Genomic DNA, 17751 nt, shown 5'->3' on the forward strand with positions numbered 1-17751 from the left:
TACGGATCATTCCGTCTATGTAACCGAATTTACGGGGGAACGTGCGAAGCCTTACGGCGCGTCGATCACAGACCTCGTCCTGGCTAGTGAGGGAGGCTACAGCTCCACATTCAGCGCCTTGTACTGGGTATGGCATGAGCCTGCGTTCCGCAGTATGGATCAGCGGGAAGGCTCGGTATTTACCTTGGAGCTAGCCCAACGGCTACTGGATCACTATACGGTGCTAGGTGGCAAAACATATGAGTTTATCTATTCGGTATTGGACCCTCAGTTGAAAAAGGTGCATTTGTTTGTGAAGGAGGTCGATCTGTGATGGAGCATTCTTGGGAAATCATGAAATCCAAGCCTGGCTCTCGTGCACGGATGGCGGCCTTTGCCCTGATGCTGGCTGTCCCGGCCGCTCTGACGGGTTGCGGTGACGACGAATATTATGACTGCGACGAGCTTCCTGTATCGGAGCAAACGGCCTGCCGGGATTCAGGCAGCAGCGGGTATTATTATGGTGGATCGACCTATTATAGCGGAGGCTCCTCGTACCATAACAGTCGTTCATCTTCCAGTTCTTATCGCAGAAGCTCGTCTTCATCATCCAACTCACACAGTGGTTTTGGCAGCAGCGGCTCACACAGCGGCTTTTTTTCTGGGGGTTAAGATGAGCATGCGTACGATTAGGCAATTGCCTTATGAACATGACGAGCTTTTTCAGGGTGAAATCAGCCGTATGATTCCGTACCATCGCATGTACGGCAAGTCCTATTGCGTGCCGGCCTTAACGGTGTATCGGGAAAGCGAGCTGGCAGAGCTTCAGGCTGCTTCTGAGGCGGTACATCGTATTTATCGCAAGGTTCAGCAATTCATCCAGCGCTATATGCCGGATGAATACCTGGTGGAGCGGTTGGGAATTCATCCAGGCTTGCTGCGTGCTGCACGTATGGAGGTCGCGCCGGATGGGATCACCCGACAGGACTGGATTGTGGGGGAAGCGGGGATCAAGTGCATTGAGAATAACACCGATACCCCAACCGGGATTCCCGAGGTGGCTTATCTCGAAGGAAAGCTGCTGGAGGTGCTGCATAGTGAGGGAATGTCAAGGGATGACATTGCTCTACATGGACCCTCATCTGGAATGGATGAGGCGATTCAGTCTGCCTTGACGGAGCTCATTCATTTTTATAGCCGCAAGGGTTTAGGGACAAAGGTGCACTTCACTTGCTATGATTGGCATATCGAGGATCAGACGAATACCAAATATATTATGCGTTTAGGTGAACAAGCCGGGTTTGAAGTGGTTTATGCGCCATTGGAAGAGCTGGAAATTATCCCGAACGAAGGATTGTATCACCGGGGAGAGCAGATTCACATCCTCTATCGCCTGTATCCGCTGGAATACCTGATTGATGATCGGGAAGAGGACACGGGGCTTGAGGTGGGGCAGGCGTTAATGGATATGGTGGCAGACGGGAAAATAGGACTCATTAATCCGCCGCAGCATATCATTACCCAGAGCAAAGGGTTCACCGCAACCGTATGGTCGCTGTACGAGCGCAATGAGCAGACACCAGCGTTCTGCGGTTTTCGTTTATTTGACGACCGGGAGCTGGAGGTCATACGAACCTACCTGCTACCTACATATTTTGAGCCATCCGTGTTTCTGCAAAATCAAGAGCCTTATGTCGCCAAAGGTATATGGGGACGAGAGGGTAAAGGGACGCATTTGATTGAGCAGCCTGAACCCGAGGAGAGACTGGAAGGCGTCTTGGGAGTGGTTGAAAATGTGAAGGCTGACCAGCCTGATCTGCTTCATCAAGTTGATGCTCCACTAACGCCTGAACAGGAGGAAGCCGCACATATTGCCGCTTATTACGAGGGACAGCCTAAGATTTATCAGCGGCTGTGGCCCATGCAGAGCGCAGAGGTGCAGACCGAGGAAGGGCTATTTCACGGCTACGTGCTGACAGGCATATTCGTGATCGGGGGGCGTTTTGCGGGGGTCCTGCCGCGAATCGGTGAAAAGGTAACAGGGGATATGGCCTATTATTGCGCTGCCTCCGTTGCCAACGAACCTTCTAATCCACCCGCTGTATAGGCGAATTGCACAATGTATACTATTCGAACAGATCTGTTCCTATTCATAAGTATCATAAGGAGGAAAAAAATTGGACTCTCATATTAGTTTGGGCAACGCATTGGGCAATGTAGGTATCGGCCTGCTTATCTTGTTTGCCATCTTAATCGTAGGTTATTTTGTGTTCAGCTTGCTGACACGTTATAACGATAATCAGGAAATCGCACGCGGCAATGAAGCGGCAGGTATCTACATGGGGGCAAAGCTGCTAGGCCTGTGTATCATCGTGGGAATGGTGTCGTATAGCAGCCATTCATGGCTCGATATGCTGACCTGGTCGGCCGTAGGCATTGTAGTGCTGTGCCTGGTCTATGTGATTTTTGATCTGGTAACGCCGCGTACCAAGGTGTGCGAGGAAATTGCTAAAGGCAATGTGGCTCTGGCACAACTGCTACGTTCAATCATCATCGGGGTATCTTTTGTCGTAGGTACATTTTTGATGTAGTCGAAATGATGTAGTTAATATAGAGAAGAGGTACAAAGAATCTGCAAAACCGGACAACGGAGCTGCAGATTCTTTTTTTTACGGGGAATTGTATTCACTTGGTGGGGACTATTCTACAAAGGTAAGGGTGATACTGCATAGCAAAAAGAAATGTGCTCCAGATATCAAACCAAATTGCAAAGAAGGGAATTCTGAACATATGAGTACCTTTACCTCCCCAATCCTACCCATTCGGGTGGGGATCATCGGCTTGGGCTTGATCGCTGAATATCATATCAGATCATTACACAGCATGTCGGGGGTATCGATTGTGGCCGTTAGTGATGTAAACGCGAACCGCCTTCAAGTCATCGGAGAGCAATTGCAACTGCCTGCTTCCAAGCGGTACTCCCATTATGAAGCGTTGATCCGTGACCCAAAGGTAGATGCGATTCTGTCGCTGACACCCAATGATGTGCATTTTGACATTATTAGGATTGCGCTGGAAGAACACAAAGCTGTACTGGCAGAAAAACCATTGACGCTCACGTGGTCTGAGGCAGGTGAATTGAAAAAGCTGTATACTGCGAATCCAGTGCCTTTGCTGGTTCACTACAAGCATCGCTACGGAGCGGCCTTCCAATATGTCAAGCAGCTGCTGGAAGAGCATAAGCTGGGTAAAATCTACAATATTCAATTCCGCTATCTAATGGATTCATTTTCACCGTATCGTCAGCATCCGTATACATGGCGACACAATTTAGCCAAGGCCGGCTCTGGAGTCGTGGGGGATACTGCCTCACATATTATTGATCTGGCCCGTTTTCTGATTGGTGAATTTAAAAGCGTCGCGGCGCTGCTACATATCATTACACCTGAGCGGCCCGATCCGGTCACGGGTCTGCCTGTAAAAGTGGATGTGGAAGATCTCGCCGCCTTTCATGGCATCATTGGCGATAATACCGTGGGTACCTTCATCACTCACAAAAATGCCATCGGCAAACGTCACGATATCGAAGTGGATATCTACGGCGAGCTCGGTACGCTGCACGCTAGTCTCAATAATCCGGAAAGTATTCGCATCGTGCTGCGTGACCTGGAACACCCGGATGCCGAATACGAGAATTGGGCTGTTCCACCAATCTATAATCATACAGCCGATGGCGATTTTGTTAAGCTGGCAAGGGGGGAGTGCGTGGACCGAGCCCCATTGTTCGATGACGGATACAAGAATCAGTGGGTACTTGAGAAAATACTGCAATCCTGGAGAGAGAACGGGCGTTTAGTAGAAGTGTAAGGAGGCCCTATCTCTTATCTTGTTGCGTTCTTGCCCGTTTAGCCCCGATCAGCCTCCAGCCTGTTAACAATGCCGACACAAGACAGATGGAGGCAGACGTCATAAAGACTACATGCATGCCTGACAGAAAAATTTCAGGATGACCCGGAACTAAGCCGGTGACCCGATAACCAGCCTCTTTACTCATAATATAAAAGAGAATGGATGTGGCCAGCGTGATCCCTACAACCATACCGACGTTGCGCACCAGCGAATTAACACTTCCGGCTGAGCCGAGCTGTGTGCGGGGTACCTTGGACATAATCAGCGAGTTGTTTGGCGATTGGAATAAACCACTGCCAATACCCAGCATGGCAATCCACAGACCGACGAGCGGGATGGAGCTGCCTGCATGCAGCTGGGCTAATCCAATTTGGGCAACGACCATAACGACCAGCCCGGCGAAAGTGAGCAGTTCAGACCCGATTTTATCGGAAAGCGCACCGCTGAGCGGGGCCACAATAACCATAGAGATGGGGAACAACATCAGCAGAAATCCGGCATAAAAAGGCGACAAGTTCAGCATATTCTGCGCATAGAAAGGCGAAATGATGTTAAAGCAGAAGTTAGCGACAAACACCAGAAAAGCACACAGGATACTGAGTGAAAACAACGGATTTTTGAATAATGCGAGCTGTAACAGCGGCTGCGGACGACGCAATTCCAACCGAATGAATACAGCAAAAGCAACTACAGCCACCACCAGTGAAGCAATAATACGTGGGTCTCCATACCCAACCTGCTGTCCCAGCAGCAATCCGACGAACAAGGCGAGAATAAAAATAGCAAACACCAGGCTACCAGGAACGTCAATCTTCTCCTTCACCTTGATCAGATCCTTCGGTAGAAGCTTCCAGCCAAGAAAGACTGCGACCAGGCCTATCGGTACATTCACCCAGAAAATGTATTGCCAGCCCAGCGAGGAGACAATAATACCGCCCAAGCTCGGCCCGGCGATACTGCCCAGAGAAACGAAGGTTCCGATGAGGCCAAGCGCTTTGCCCCGTTCAGTGGACGGGAAGATATCTGTTACGATCCCTTGGCTGTTCGCCATGGTCATGGATGCTCCAATGGCCTGAATGATGCGCGAAATCAGCAATAGGGAGAGTGAAGAGCTAAGACCGCACAATAGGGAGCCGAGAATGAATATGATTGTGCCGATTTTGAATATTTTGATTTTACCGACCATATCCCCTAGCTTGCCGAAAAATAAAATAGCAGTACATATCGCCATTAAATAGGCGGTTGTCACCCATTCAATTTGTGCCACGGGTAAATGTAACGTGCGAGACAACACAGGAAGAGCAATATTAACAATGCTTCCATCCAAAGTGGACATAAACGTAAACAGATTTAAAACAATCAAAATCATCTAACGTTTCTTCTGAACTTCGATATTCTCTTGATAGGTTGCAACAGTTGTAGCAGTTGAACTCATTATGAACACCTCTTTATCGTTGAAAGCCCTTTTTATTAGTTGCATGCGCAACTAAATGAACGGTTCTAGTGTACAGCAAATTAGTTGCGTGCGCAACAATAGTATTGTAAACTTTGTTTTGGTCCCAGCTGGGGATTGCCATTTTCAAGCCAATGAGGTGTATTTGATGAGAAAAAAACCGATTGGAAAGCTAATTTCCCACCTGTACCGTCGAAATCAAAAAATACTGTCCAAAAAACTGGCTCCTTATGGAATCGGCAGTGGGGGACAACACAGTTTCCTAAAGCTGATTTTGCAGCGGCCGGGCATTACACAGGAGCAGCTGACGAATGAACTTAAATTTGACAAGGCAACCACGACACGCTCTGTAAAACAATTAGAGGAATCAGGCTACATTGAACGTAAAACGGACCCCAATGATCGTCGTTCCCAACTTGTGTCTCCTACGGCCAAGGCGTTAGAATTCGCTCCTGTCTTACAAGGGATATTGGACGAGTTCAATACCGGTCTTGCCCGCAATTTATCCGAAGAGGAAGAGGACCTTCTAATCGACTTACTGCAAAAGATTAGTACAGATCCTGACGAATAAATAAATCAGGAGTTAGCATAGAGGATCGGCGGGTAAAAGAAAAAGGAAAAAAGAAGAAAGAGAAAAGAAAAAAGCAGCCATTCTCAGAGAATACTCTGTGGTGGCTGCTTGGTGCAGTCTGAGGGTTTATTGCACGGGAGAACGGTCGCCGCTTATATGGCATTCGCAATTCAGTCCAAGCTAATGCCTTCAAACGCATTCATGACTAATTGTCGTACATAGGCATCGTCTAATGGATAACCAGTTACCAGCAATCGATAAAAAACCGGCCCATAAATGAGATCGATACATAATTCAACATCGAGATGCTCCTTCAATTCCCCGCGCTCAATTCCCCGCTCAATTAGATGCCTGGCTTCAAGTCTTCGAGGATGGAAATATCGTGTTCGGTATGCCTCTGCTAATCCTGGATCAAGTTGCCCTTCACCAATTAACTCCGTAATGATTTTACCTTCTCGACTGATTAGGAACCGTACTAAATTCGTAGCATGAATAAGAATATCGTCCAATACACGACCTGTGTCGGGTACGGGCAATCTTGCCATGGTAGCTGATAGGAAACCATCCATTACTACGGCAGCTTTGTTAGGCCACCATTTATATATGGTGGCTTTGCTCACTTTTGCTCGCTCAGCAATTTTTTCTACCGTAACAGCCCCAAATCCTTGCTCCAACAGTAGTTCATAAGAAGCGGTAAGGATAGATTTTTGCGACTCAACATTACGCGGACGTCCTCTTTTACTCTGCACTGGAATGCTCACCTTCTTACATAGATATAAGAAAACATAGAAAAGTAAACTATACGTTCAGTATATCAAATATCAGGTAAGAATAAAAATTTGAATTTGCCTATTTACAAAACGAAACGTTCAGTATATTATTTGATTATCGAATTAACGAACTATACGTTCAGTATTTAAATTCTTGAGGAGGATTATCATGCAAAGAGAACAACAAGGCGTAGAAGGTAACCGTATTTCAAATTGGATGATGTTTCTGTTGGCAGCAGCATGTGGCCTTATTGTTGCCAACCTTTACTATGCTCAAACTCTGGTAGGGCCTATTCATGTGGCGCTGGGTCTTTCTTCCACAACAGCGGGCTTCATTGTCACCTTAACTCAAATCGGTTATGTTGTGGGATTGCTGTTTATCGTACCGATTAGTGACATTATTGAAAATCGACGTCTAATGATCGTATCGCTCATCATTACAGTCTGTGCATTGCTCGTTGCTGCCTTCGCCCCCAATGCCACGTTGTTTCTTACTGCATCCTTGTTCATTGGAGTTGGATCTGTAGTTGCCCAAATACTGGTGCCGTATGCTACCTATTTAGCATCCGAAGAGCAGCGCGGCCGGGTTGTAGGGAATGTTATGAGCGGACTCCTGCTAGGGATTATGTTCGCACGTCCATTGGCAAGCTTCATAACCAGCATCTGGGGATGGCAAGCCGTATTTATTATGTCAGCCATTGTTTTGACGTTGTTGACGATTCTCCTGTCGAAAGCACTTCCGGAGCGCAAGCCTGTGCCTACGGTATCTTACAGTAAACTGATTTTCTCACTAGGTACTCTGTTCAAACAAACGCCTGCATTGCGCCGGCGTGCCCTATATCAAGCCTGCTTATTTGGTGCCTTCAGCCTGTTTTGGACGGTTGTTCCCCTACGCTTGACGGATGATTTCGGCATGTCTCAGCAAGGGATTGCACTGTTTGCTTTAGTAGGTGTAGGCGGCGCAATAGCTGCTCCGATTGCCGGGAGATTGGCTGACAAAGGCTGGAGCAAAGTATTAACCGGGCTAGCTATGGTCATTGCCGCCTTGTCCTTTTTGGTCATCTATATTTTTCAAAGTCATTCGACGGTTGCGCTCATACTTCTCTTTATTTCAGCCATTACACTGGATATGGCTGTATCGGGAAATCTTGTGCTTGGACAGCGTGTTATTTACTCCTTGGGAAGTGAAGCGAGAGGGCGTCTGAACGGATTATTCATGTCTATCTTTTTCATAGGTGGAGCGATTGGATCATCATTAGGTGGTTGGTCTTACGCATTAGGTGGTTGGAATTTAAGTGCTCTGATTGGAGTCATCTTGCCTGTGCTGGCTTTACTGTACTTTTTCACTGAGAAAGAAACGAGTGGAGACGTACGAAAGAAACAAAACGGGTAAAGATCATCTTTAGGCTATGCCGTACGCAAAAGCATGATCATTAAAATGGCTGTTCCCAAGAGAAAACAAAGGGGCGAGTAGAGCACGGTGTCCCATTTTGCAAAAACAGTTCCTTTTTTTCTCTTGAAGAACCCAACCCATTTGAAATCTCCTATTGAACGTAAAATAAATAAGCTCGACAACAAGCCTGCACCGTAGGAATAGAAGGAATAGAAGGAATGAAAAAACCGAAATGGTGCAACTCCCCCTAGCTGCAGGACGAACCAAGCGGCTAAAGCTAGTAAAAAGGCAACAATTGATGTCCCTATTTTGGAGGGTTTAAAGAGCAAATCTGTTTGCTGCATTCCCTTCTGGATTAAAAGCTCTTTCATAAACTCCATTCTCATCTGTTCAACTTCATCGAGTAAGGCACGGTAACTATCATCCTTCAATGACAGCTTGCGCAGATAAAACATGAAATCTCCCCGTTTTGTCTTGCCGAACATCTGGGTTAACACCTCTCTGATCCGTTCATCTGCTGCCGCATGAATGATGGACGCGGCAATAACATTGTTCTTCTGTAAAATTACATAAACGCCCACTTGAAATGCCTGCGAATTTGAACTATAATGCTGTAGCATATAGTAATATTCAAGGCATTGACCAAAGACATGATTTCCTTGAAGGGCCGTTCAGAGAGAAAAGACGAGGCTGAGAGCTTTTCCGGCAACCGCATGTGAAGTTACCCCTTTGTAGCCGTGACGTTGAACATGTAACTGTGCAAGTTAGCAGTGACATCAGTAAGCGCCCACCGATTTATCCCCGTTAACGGATACCAATGGAGGGCCACGCAGGTCGTGCATGAGCATGTTCCGATGAACATGAATGTACGTACAGCAGCGAGCCGAACTAGGGTGGAACCACGAGCTGAACGCACTCGTCCCTTGAGGGAGAGAGGCGTTTTTTTGCGTTGAATTTTGATATAGCACACAATTTGAAATGGAGGCTTTAATCGTGAGTATTCAAGTGAAATTGCCGGATGGAGCCGTACGCGAGTACGAGCAGGGTGTATCCATCGCCGACGTGGCGGGTTCGATCAGCTCCGGTCTGAAAAAGAATGCAGTAGCAGGTAAAGTGAACGGGAAGGCTGTAGATCTGAACACCGTTTTGGATCAGAACGTTGACCTTGAAATTATTACGCTGGACAGTGCGGACGGCCTGGAAATTTATCGTCACAGTACAGCGCATTTGCTGGCACAGGCGCTCAAACGCATTTACGGTGAGAAAAACGTGAAGCTGGGTATTGGTCCGGTCATCGACAGCGGCTTCTACTATGACATTGATATCGAAAACCCATTGTCCGTTGACGATCTGGCGAAGATCGAAAAGGAAATGACGAAGATCGCGCAGGAAAATCTGCCGATTACACGTCGTGTGGTCAGCCGTGAGGAAGCCACTCGCATTTTTGGTGAACTGGAAGATCCATTGAAGCTGGAACTGATCCGTGATTTGCCGGAAGAAGCGGAAATTACGATTTATGATCAAGGCGAATTTTTTGACCTGTGTCGTGGTCCACATCTGCCATCAACTGGCCGCATCAAGGCCTTCAAACTGTTAAGTGTAGCGGGTGCATACTGGAGAGGCGATTCCAACAACAAGATGCTGCAACGGATCTACGGAACAGCATTCCCGAAGAAAGCGCAACTGGATGAGCATCTGCACTTGCTGGAGGAAGCGAAAAAACGCGACCATCGCAAGCTGGGTAAAGAACTGGAACTGTTCATGTTCTCCGAAGAAGCACCAGGCATGCCGTTCTACCTGCCTAAAGGTATGGTTGTCCGTACTGCGCTGGAAGATTACTCCCGTGACATTCAACGTTTGCATGGCTATGAGGAAGTACGTACACCGCTGATGATGAACAACCGTCTGTGGGAACAATCAGGACACTATGACCATTACAAAGAAAACATGTACTTCTCCGAAGTAGACGAAACTACATTTGCTCTGAAACCGATGAACTGCCCGGGGCATATGCTTGTGTTTAAAAATGAACTTCATTCTTATCGCGACCTGCCGATTCGTATATCCGAATTTGGACAAGTGCATCGTCATGAGCTGTCCGGTGCGTTGAACGGTATGATGCGTGTTCGTACATTCTGTCAGGATGATGCGCATATTTTTGTGACACCAGAACAGATTGAAAAAGAGATTACAGACGTAATCAAGCTGATTAACGAAATGTACAGTGTGTTTGGCTTTGAATTCACAGTGGAATTGTCCACACGTCCGGACGACTTTATGGGCGAACCAGCGCTGTGGGATCAAGCGGAACAAGCTTTGCAAAACGTGCTGGAACATCTGGGCATGAACTACCGTATTAATGCGGGAGATGGAGCATTTTATGGTCCAAAAATTGACTTCCACATTCTCGATGCGCTCAAACGCAGCTGGCAGTGCGGAACAATCCAATTGGACTTCCAAATGCCTGAGAAGTTCGACCTCACTTATGTGGGCGAGGACAACCAGAAGCACCGTCCAGTCGTTATTCACCGTGCCATCTACGGTTCGATTGACCGCTTCATGGGCATTCTGACTGAGCATTTTACAGGTGCATTCCCATTGTGGTTGGCTCCTGTTCATGCGAAGCTGTTGCCTGTATCCGAGAACTATATCGAGACTGCCAATGAGGTGCAGGAAGCGTTGCTGAAAGCGGGTCTGCGCGTCGAAGTGGATACTCGGAATGAGAAGCTTGGTTATAAAATCCGTGAAGCGCAATTGGAGAAGGTTCCATACATGTTCGTTATCGGGGAAAATGAAAAAACAACCGGTACTGTAGCTGTGCGTAAACGGGGCGAAGGCGATCTGGGATCATTCAGCATTGCGGACATCGTAGAGAAAATCAGCACAGAGATTCACGAGAAGCAGTAATATTGGATTAAAAAATATATAAAAGAGCCGTCAAAACCATGATCATAGTGGTTTTGACGGCTCTTTATTTATACATCATACATAAGTTCCTAAGCTCCAGCACGAGAGAGGGAACAGCCTCGATTGAATGCTTTAGTTATCCTGTGCCTGTATGCCTAGCACGTCTGCGACCGAGAAGTGGCGTGATCTGCGGGGAGGGAAAGTGCCTTCAAAGCTGACTCCTCGGCTCGTTTGACCGAGGCCTCTTCCACATCCTGTTCCTCGCTAAGCGATAAAATTTCGCCACGCAATTTGAGCATTTTCTGATCCAGTTCGTAGGTTGCACGTGCAGCTTCGGTCAACCCGTTAACCACGTGTTCGGGCACTTTCTTATCAAACTTATAGTACAAAATATGCTCCATACTGGCCCAAAAATCCATAGCCAATGTACGTAATTGAATTTCGACCTTAATCCAGCGTGTGCCCTCAAACAGAATCAATGGAATCTCCACAATGACATGTAGGCTCTGATAGCCGTTGGGCTTAGGATGGGCAATATAGTCCTTGACCTCTAGAATCCGAATGTCTTCCCGTGTGCGGAGGTGATCCATCAGACGATAGATATCTTTGACAAAAGCACATACCACGCGCATGCCTGCGATATCATGAATTTCACGCAATATATTGTCCAGGGTGACCTCATGCCCTTTGCGCCGAACCTTTTCCACAATGCTGTGGGGTTCTTTGATCCGGGTTTTAATGTGCTCAATCGGGCTAAAACCATCTATCAGCTTCCATTCCGTCTGGATCAGCTTAATTTTATTCTTTAACTCCTCCAGAGCGAGTTGATAAAGGACGGGAATCTTTCTCCATTCCTCTAGTTGCTTGGCGTCAACACTGTTCTGGTCCAGCTGTAGCTGAAATTCCTGCAAGGGCAAAGGGACAGCATTCAAGTGCTTCCAATCCGGTTCATTCACAGAGCATTCTCCTAAATGAGGCTTACGATGTCCTCGATCTATTTCGTAAAAATGGATTACCGTATATATTGTACACTATGTCAAAACGTACAGGCAAAGGAGAGACAGACAAAGAAATAAGAAATAAAATAATAATTATAGTGGTAAAACCGAGTAATCCGATGTATAATTGCAAAAATGCTGATTTAAAGCATTAAATTTTTAAAAAAATAGCACAAATGTTGAGTAGTCGTTATTAGAATCAAAAATATAAATTACAGAAAATGAGGATGAGCAAAATGGCAAAAGTAGAAAGCTTTCAATTAGACCACACGATTGTAAAGGCTCCTTATGTAAGAGCAGCGGGAGTAGAGCATGATGAAAAAGGAAGCACGGTACAAAAGTATGACTTGAGATTTCTGCAACCGAATGAGGACGCACTGCCAACAGCTGCTGTACATACGCTGGAGCATTTATTGGCGACGTATCTGAGAGACGAAATCAAAGGCATTATTGATATTTCTCCTATGGGCTGCAGAACGGGATTCTACTTGATTTTATGGAATGAACACGAGCCTGAGGAAATTGCACTTGCTTTGGAAAAAACGTTGAAGAGAATTTTGGAAACGACAGAAGTCCCGGCTGTTACTGCTTTGGAATGCGGGAACTATAAGGACCATTCTCTTTTCTCTGCGCAGGAATATGTGAAGATTGTGTTGGAGGCTGGCATTAGCCGCGATCCTTTCAAAAGAGTATTTTAAAATCTATGATTTCAATAGACCTATCTCATCAGACAGCAGTAGTGACAGGCGGTAAGTCGGGTATAGGCAAGGGGATTGTAGAGCTTTTCATTCAAAGTGGAGCTAAGGTGATTTCTGCTGATATTTCATATGAAGAGCCGTATAGAGTGATCAATTCACAGTTGGTTGAAACTCAATTGGACATATCCAAACCGGATGATATCGAAAGATGGTGCGATCTGCTCATTAGCAAATCAGGAGTTCCTGATATACTGGTGAACTGCGCAGGTACTTCTACGATGGATTATGTCATTGATAGTGAGTTGGCTGATTGGGAGAAAGTATTTTCGATCAATTCAACCGGGCTGTATGTAGCGTCCAAACGGTTTGCCAAGGAAATGGTGGATGCGCGTAAACCGGGGCGAATTATCCAAATTGCTTCACAGGCTGGAAAAAATGGATATCGGGCTATGGGCGGATATTGTGCATCCAAACATGCGGTTCTCGGCTTGACCAAGGTGATGGCCATTGAGCTTGCTCCGCATCAAATTTTGGTGAATGCGGTTTGTCCAGGTATCGTAGAAACGCCGATGAAGCATCGTGAGCGGATTGAAGGGGGCGTCATTCGCGGAATGACCGCCCAGGAGATATATGAAGAAGATTGTTCGCAGGTACCATTGGGGAGAACCGCCGAGGTAGAGGATGTCGCCAATGTGGTGCTGTTTCTGGCAAGTCCGCTCTCCGCATATATGACAGGACAAGCGATTAATGTTACAGGTGGAATGACGATGCACTAGCATACTAGCATGATCTGGGGGAAAACAACATGAAGAAATCGTTCGTTTTACTATTAGGGATTAGTTTATTACTCGTAGCCGCAGGGTGCGGTAATAAAAGTACAGACAGTAATGGCTCCAGCTCCGCTTCCGGTGCGGAAACGCAAAAGGTAGTCATTGGGTCCATGGGGTCTGACGCGCAGATTTGGAAGCATATTGCTCAATCCCAGGCCGCCAAGGATGCCAAGCTGGATATTGAAGTAAAGGAAATTAACGGTGGAATCGAAACGAACAATGCGACTAAACAAGGCGATGTGGACGTGAATGCATTCCAATCGTGGGCGTATCTGGTGAGCTATAACAAAGAGAGCAAAGCCGATTTGAAGGCGATAGCCACCACCTATCTGGAGCCGATGGGGATTTATTCGCAAAAGTTCAAAAGTATTGATGAAGTGACCGACGGAGCGTTGGTGGCTTTGGCGGACAATCCGGCGAATACAGCAAGAGGTTTGAGGCTATTAGAAGCATCCGGTTTGATTAAACTTAAAGCTGACTTTAATGATGCTTTAGGTACAGTCAATGATATTACGAGTAACCCTAAAAACTTGAAATTTGAACTCATCGACGACAAAACTGGTCCGCGCGTGATTCAAGATGTAGGCTTGGTGTTGATCGGGAACACGATTGCTTTAGAAGGCGGTCTGAACGTACTGAAGGATTCCTTATTCCACGAAGAGATCAGTCAGGCGACAAAGAACAATATTAACGTTCTGGTAACTTCAGCGGATAAGGCAAACGATAAGGGACTACAAAAATTAGCGGATCTCTATCATAACGAGGATACTCAAAAGTACATTAAGGATGAATTTGGCGGTACCAAAGTAGAGGTTAAAGAACCTGTTTCTTATTTGGAAGGACAAACTGCAAAATAAACATAAAAGAGGTCAGCCAGTTTTCTGGTTGACCTCTTTTATTCGTTAGAGGCTTCTACTCGTAATTTCGGCTCGATAATGTTTGGGAGAGAATCCCTTTACCTTTTTAAAAATTTTTGAGAAGAGTAAAGGGTCATTATAGCCGACTGAACGGGAAATATCGCCTATCGAAAGTTCAGCGTTACCCATCATTTCACAAGCTTTGTTGATCCTGTAGCGAATCAGATAGTCCTGAATGCTGGTGTTTACTCGTTGTTTAAATAACGAACATAAATAACTCCGATTGAGTCCGATAAAATTTGCAATATGCTCAATGGTAATTTTCTGAGCATAATTCATTTCGATAAAATCCTTCACTTTTTCAACGTAAATTTCCGCCCGACCTTCCTTTTGTCCAGAGAACGTTGCCGGACTGAACTCAATTAGCTCCGATAACATTGAGTAAAGCAACCCGGCCAATCTGGTTTCCCGAGCTTTATGATACCCACTTGATTCGTTCATTTGCTGCAAATACTGATAAATCAAATGCTCTCCTTCAAAGTAGAGGATTGGGGACATCATCGTCAGGCCTGCCTGCTTGAGGAGTGTTTCTGCCAGTGCCCCGTTAAAACCAAACCAGCAATAAGACCAAGGATTCACTACATCGGCTTGATAATAAGTGATGACTTGCGGGCAGATTAGGAACCATTGTCCTTTCCGTAAGCGATAACTGAACCCACCGACCTCGAAGGTACCCTCCCCGTCCAAAATATAATGGAGCAGATAGTGATCTCTTATAGCAGGTCCAAAAAAGTGACCGGGTATGCATTCCTCTATGCCAAACTGAGTTAGATACAATTCAGAGTGCTGTTTACTACGTGGCAAATACTCAATCACGGTATATCTCCTTATGTAAATTATCAAGCATTATAACATAAATAGTGAGTACCATGCCATGTACTTCATATCTGAAATTAATATATGATTTCTATAGAACCTATTGCTATATCATTGAATTTTATCAAGCTTTACACCATATGGACTTAGTTGATTGCTGTTACAAAAGGGTTGTTCTAAGTGCCATTTTAGGTGTGGATCTCCGATGATTATTATCTAAGAGAGGGGTTATTTTCCCAATGGGTATCATTGTTCAAGAGCAACCGGGGCTGTTTCATTTGCAGTCGTCGGGCATGAGTTATATTATTCAGATTGTCGATGGATTTCCTGTGCATGTATACTGGGGAGACAGGTTGAGGCACCGCGAACCCATGGCTGATCTATTGCTTCACACTCCCGCGACGGCTGGATTAGATCGGCTGCCGCAAGAATACCCGCAGTATGGGAGTGGAGACTTCCGTACACCGGCGTATCAAGTAGAGCTTGAGGATGGAACACGCATCACGGAGTTAAAGTACGATGGTTACCGGATCATTAAGGGAAAGCCATCTTTACCCGGGCTTCCGGCCGTTTATACCGAGAATGAAGCCGAAGCGGATACGTTGGAACTGGAATTAAAAGATGCCTTTTCAGGTCTTAAAGTGGTTCTTCTTTACACCGTCTTCGCGGATCGAAATGTAATCGCTCGTTCGGCTCGTTTGAGTAATGCGGGGGGACAAAATCTTCGGCTCCTCCGTGCACTAAGCGCCAGTGTCGATTTCGCGGGGAAAAGCGATTTAGAGTTCATGTATCTTTCGGGAGCATGGGCTCGGGAAGGGAATATTACCCGCAAACCGATTCTTCAAGGCGAAACCCGAATTGATAGTAAAAGAGGCATGAGCAGCCATCAGCTTAATCCTTTTACTGCATTAGTCACGCAGGAGACCACGGAAAGCCAGGGTGAGGCATTCGGCTTTAGCCTTGTGTACAGCGGAGGCTTTGAGGCGGGAGCAGAATTAGATTCATTTGGCTCTACACGGTTTAGCATTGGCGTAAACTCGTTTGACTTTTCATGGTTACTGAATCCAGGGGAGAGCTTCCAAACGCCAGAAGCCGTTATGGTTTATTCCGGTCAAGGACTGGGAGAAATGTCGCGTACCTATCATCGCTTGTATCGGACTCGGCTTTGCCGAGGGACATATAGGGATGAAGAACGCCCTATTCTGGTCAATAACTGGGAAGCTACCTATTTTGACTTCAATGCGGATAAGTTGGTATCGATAGCGAAAGAGGGGGCTGAGCTAGGCATCGAACTCTTTGTCCTGGATGACGGTTGGTTCGGAAAACGGGATTCTGACAATTCGTCTCTCGGTGATTGGTACGAAGATCGCCGGAAGCTGCCAGACGGACTGGCCGATGTTGCCAAACGTATCAATCAATTGGGGCTTAAATTCGGGCTCTGGTTCGAGCCGGAAATGATCTCTCCAGACAGCGAATTGTACCGCAAGCATCCAGACTGGTGTCTTCACGTTCCAGGACGGCGGCGTAGCGAAGCCAGATGGCAGTTGGTACTGGACTATACTCGCAAGGAAGTGCGCGATTACATCTACGATTCGCTGGCTGCCATTTTCTCCAGTGCTCCAGTCTCTTACGTGAAGTGGGATATGAATCGGTGCCTGACGGAAATTGGTTCCGCTGATCTGCCGCCGGAACGCCAATCCGAGACTGCCCATCGCTATGTTCTTGGATTGTATGAGCTGTTAGAGCGCGTCACCACCGAATTTCCGCATATTCTTTTTGAGAGTTGCTCAAGTGGTGGAGGACGTTTTGATCCAGGCATGCTTTACTACATGCCTCAAGTCTGGACTAGTGATAATACCGATGCGGTGGAACGCCTGAAGATTCAATATGGAACTAGCCTTGTCTATCCCGTAAGCGCCATCGGAGCCCATGTGTCGGCCGTTCCGAACCATCAAGTTGGACGCATAACGCCCCTTGATTTCCGAGGTGATGTCGCCATGTCTGGAAATTTTGGATATGAGCTTGATCTCACGAAATTTACTGATGAGGAAAAAGAGACGGTTAAACGTCAAGTCACAGCATACAAGCAGATTCGTGGCTTAGTACAGAAGGGTGACTTGTATCGCTTAAAGAGTCCGTTTGAACATAACGAGTCGGCTTGGATGTTTGTTTCCGAAGACCAAGAGGATGCCATCGTCTACTATTTCCAAGTGATGGCTGTTCCGAATGCACCTTGGCGAGCCCTGCGCCTTGACGGACTGAATCCAGAACTCGAATATGAAGTTCAGTCTGGAAATAGCGGGGAAAAGTCTATCCATGGGGGGGATAGGCTTATGAAGTTGGGCCTCCCTCTTGTCTACAGACAGAAAGACTATGAAAGTGGATGGTTCAGGCTTCGGGCCATAAAGTCCAGCAAGGCTTAGGGCTTAAAGGATCAGTACAACAGTACATTGGCGAAAGATAGAAAACAATTGATTGAGTTATGCATGCCCCTTTTTATATGAAAAGGG

Annotated in this window: 17 protein-coding genes; 12 read left to right on the plus strand and 5 right to left on the minus strand. The window is 46.4% G+C overall.

What is annotated here, in order from left to right:
- The first annotated feature begins 154 nt into the window (after positions 1-154).
- The 5 genes from G9G57_RS16355 (at position 155) to G9G57_RS16375 (ending at position 3846) form a co-directional block, all read left to right on the plus strand.
- Positions 155-313, plus strand: a complete 159-nt coding sequence (locus G9G57_RS16355; protein ID WP_225164838.1) for a hypothetical protein — start codon at positions 155-157, stop codon at positions 311-313.
- Positions 313-651 (plus strand): hypothetical protein, encoded by a 339-nt coding sequence (locus tag G9G57_RS16360; protein WP_153794382.1) that lies wholly within the window; start codon positions 313-315, stop codon positions 649-651. The genes G9G57_RS16355 and G9G57_RS16360 overlap by 1 nt, the downstream gene beginning before the upstream one ends.
- A 1-nt stretch (position 652) precedes the next feature.
- A complete protein-coding gene (locus G9G57_RS16365; RefSeq protein WP_164965250.1) occupies positions 653-2086 on the plus strand; it encodes a glutathionylspermidine synthase family protein in 1434 nt (477 codons plus the stop codon).
- Between the two features lie 70 nt (positions 2087-2156).
- Complete coding sequence (locus G9G57_RS16370; protein ID WP_016819503.1) at positions 2157-2570, plus strand: DUF350 domain-containing protein; 414 nt, start codon at positions 2157-2159, stop codon at positions 2568-2570.
- Between the two features lie 199 nt (positions 2571-2769).
- A complete protein-coding gene (locus tag G9G57_RS16375; protein ID WP_164965251.1) occupies positions 2770-3846 on the plus strand; it encodes a Gfo/Idh/MocA family protein in 1077 nt (358 codons plus the stop codon).
- Positions 3847-3853: 7 nt separating this feature from the next.
- Here G9G57_RS16375 and G9G57_RS16380 read toward each other — a convergent pair whose 3' ends face one another.
- Positions 3854-5257 carry an MFS transporter gene (locus G9G57_RS16380; RefSeq protein ID WP_238799306.1) on the minus strand — a complete coding sequence of 468 codons (1404 nt, stop codon included), beginning with the start codon at positions 5255-5257 and terminating at the stop codon, positions 3854-3856.
- Positions 5258-5489: 232 nt separating this feature from the next.
- Here G9G57_RS16380 and G9G57_RS16385 point away from each other — a divergent pair, with 232 nt between their 5' ends.
- On the plus strand, positions 5490-5912 hold the full coding sequence (locus tag G9G57_RS16385; RefSeq protein WP_107734796.1) for a MarR family winged helix-turn-helix transcriptional regulator: 423 nt from the start codon (positions 5490-5492) through the stop codon (positions 5910-5912).
- Positions 5913-6082: 170 nt separating this feature from the next.
- Here G9G57_RS16385 and G9G57_RS16390 read toward each other — a convergent pair whose 3' ends face one another.
- The gene (locus tag G9G57_RS16390; protein WP_016819508.1) at positions 6083-6661 is read right to left on the minus strand and encodes a TetR/AcrR family transcriptional regulator; all 579 of its coding nucleotides are present in this window, start codon (positions 6659-6661) and stop codon (positions 6083-6085) included.
- 190 nt (positions 6662-6851) lie between these two features.
- On the opposite strand from G9G57_RS16390, the gene G9G57_RS16395 reads away from it, so the two are divergent.
- On the plus strand, positions 6852-8075 hold the full coding sequence (locus G9G57_RS16395; RefSeq protein WP_103042149.1) for an MFS transporter: 1224 nt from the start codon (positions 6852-6854) through the stop codon (positions 8073-8075).
- Between the two features lie 14 nt (positions 8076-8089).
- Here G9G57_RS16395 and G9G57_RS16400 read toward each other — a convergent pair whose 3' ends face one another.
- A complete protein-coding gene (locus tag G9G57_RS16400; RefSeq protein ID WP_238799307.1) occupies positions 8090-8656 on the minus strand; it encodes a DUF3995 domain-containing protein in 567 nt (188 codons plus the stop codon).
- A gap of 412 nt (positions 8657-9068) precedes the next feature.
- Between G9G57_RS16400 and thrS the strand changes: the two genes are divergently transcribed.
- The gene (gene thrS, locus G9G57_RS16405) at positions 9069-10982 is read left to right on the plus strand and encodes a threonine--tRNA ligase (RefSeq protein WP_016819512.1); all 1914 of its coding nucleotides are present in this window, start codon (positions 9069-9071) and stop codon (positions 10980-10982) included.
- Positions 10983-11137: 155 nt separating this feature from the next.
- Here thrS and G9G57_RS16410 read toward each other — a convergent pair whose 3' ends face one another.
- Positions 11138-11938 (minus strand): GTP pyrophosphokinase, encoded by an 801-nt coding sequence (locus G9G57_RS16410; RefSeq protein WP_016819513.1) that lies wholly within the window; start codon positions 11936-11938, stop codon positions 11138-11140.
- Positions 11939-12216: 278 nt separating this feature from the next.
- Here G9G57_RS16410 and G9G57_RS16415 point away from each other — a divergent pair, with 278 nt between their 5' ends.
- The 3 genes from G9G57_RS16415 to G9G57_RS16425 are packed head-to-tail and all read left to right on the plus strand — an operon-like array spanning position 12217 to position 14365.
- Positions 12217-12678, plus strand: coding sequence for an S-ribosylhomocysteine lyase (locus G9G57_RS16415; RefSeq protein ID WP_013369209.1), 462 nt, complete (start codon positions 12217-12219; stop codon positions 12676-12678).
- Positions 12679-12683: 5 nt separating this feature from the next.
- Positions 12684-13454, plus strand: a complete 771-nt coding sequence (locus G9G57_RS16420) for an SDR family NAD(P)-dependent oxidoreductase (RefSeq protein ID WP_107734798.1) — start codon at positions 12684-12686, stop codon at positions 13452-13454.
- A gap of 29 nt (positions 13455-13483) precedes the next feature.
- Positions 13484-14365, plus strand: coding sequence for a MetQ/NlpA family ABC transporter substrate-binding protein (locus G9G57_RS16425; protein ID WP_107734799.1), 882 nt, complete (start codon positions 13484-13486; stop codon positions 14363-14365).
- A gap of 45 nt (positions 14366-14410) precedes the next feature.
- On the opposite strand, the gene G9G57_RS16430 is transcribed toward G9G57_RS16425, so the two are convergent.
- Positions 14411-15241 carry an AraC family transcriptional regulator gene (locus tag G9G57_RS16430; protein WP_107734800.1) on the minus strand — a complete coding sequence of 277 codons (831 nt, stop codon included), beginning with the start codon at positions 15239-15241 and terminating at the stop codon, positions 14411-14413.
- A gap of 239 nt (positions 15242-15480) precedes the next feature.
- Between G9G57_RS16430 and G9G57_RS16435 the strand changes: the two genes are divergently transcribed.
- Positions 15481-17664, plus strand: coding sequence for an alpha-galactosidase (locus tag G9G57_RS16435; protein ID WP_164965252.1), 2184 nt, complete (start codon positions 15481-15483; stop codon positions 17662-17664).
- Positions 17665-17751: the final 87 nt, after the last annotated feature.

The sequence above is a fragment of the Paenibacillus sp. EKM211P genome, assembly GCF_011066175.1.
Taxonomy (GTDB): domain Bacteria; phylum Bacillota; class Bacilli; order Paenibacillales; family Paenibacillaceae; genus Paenibacillus; species Paenibacillus polymyxa.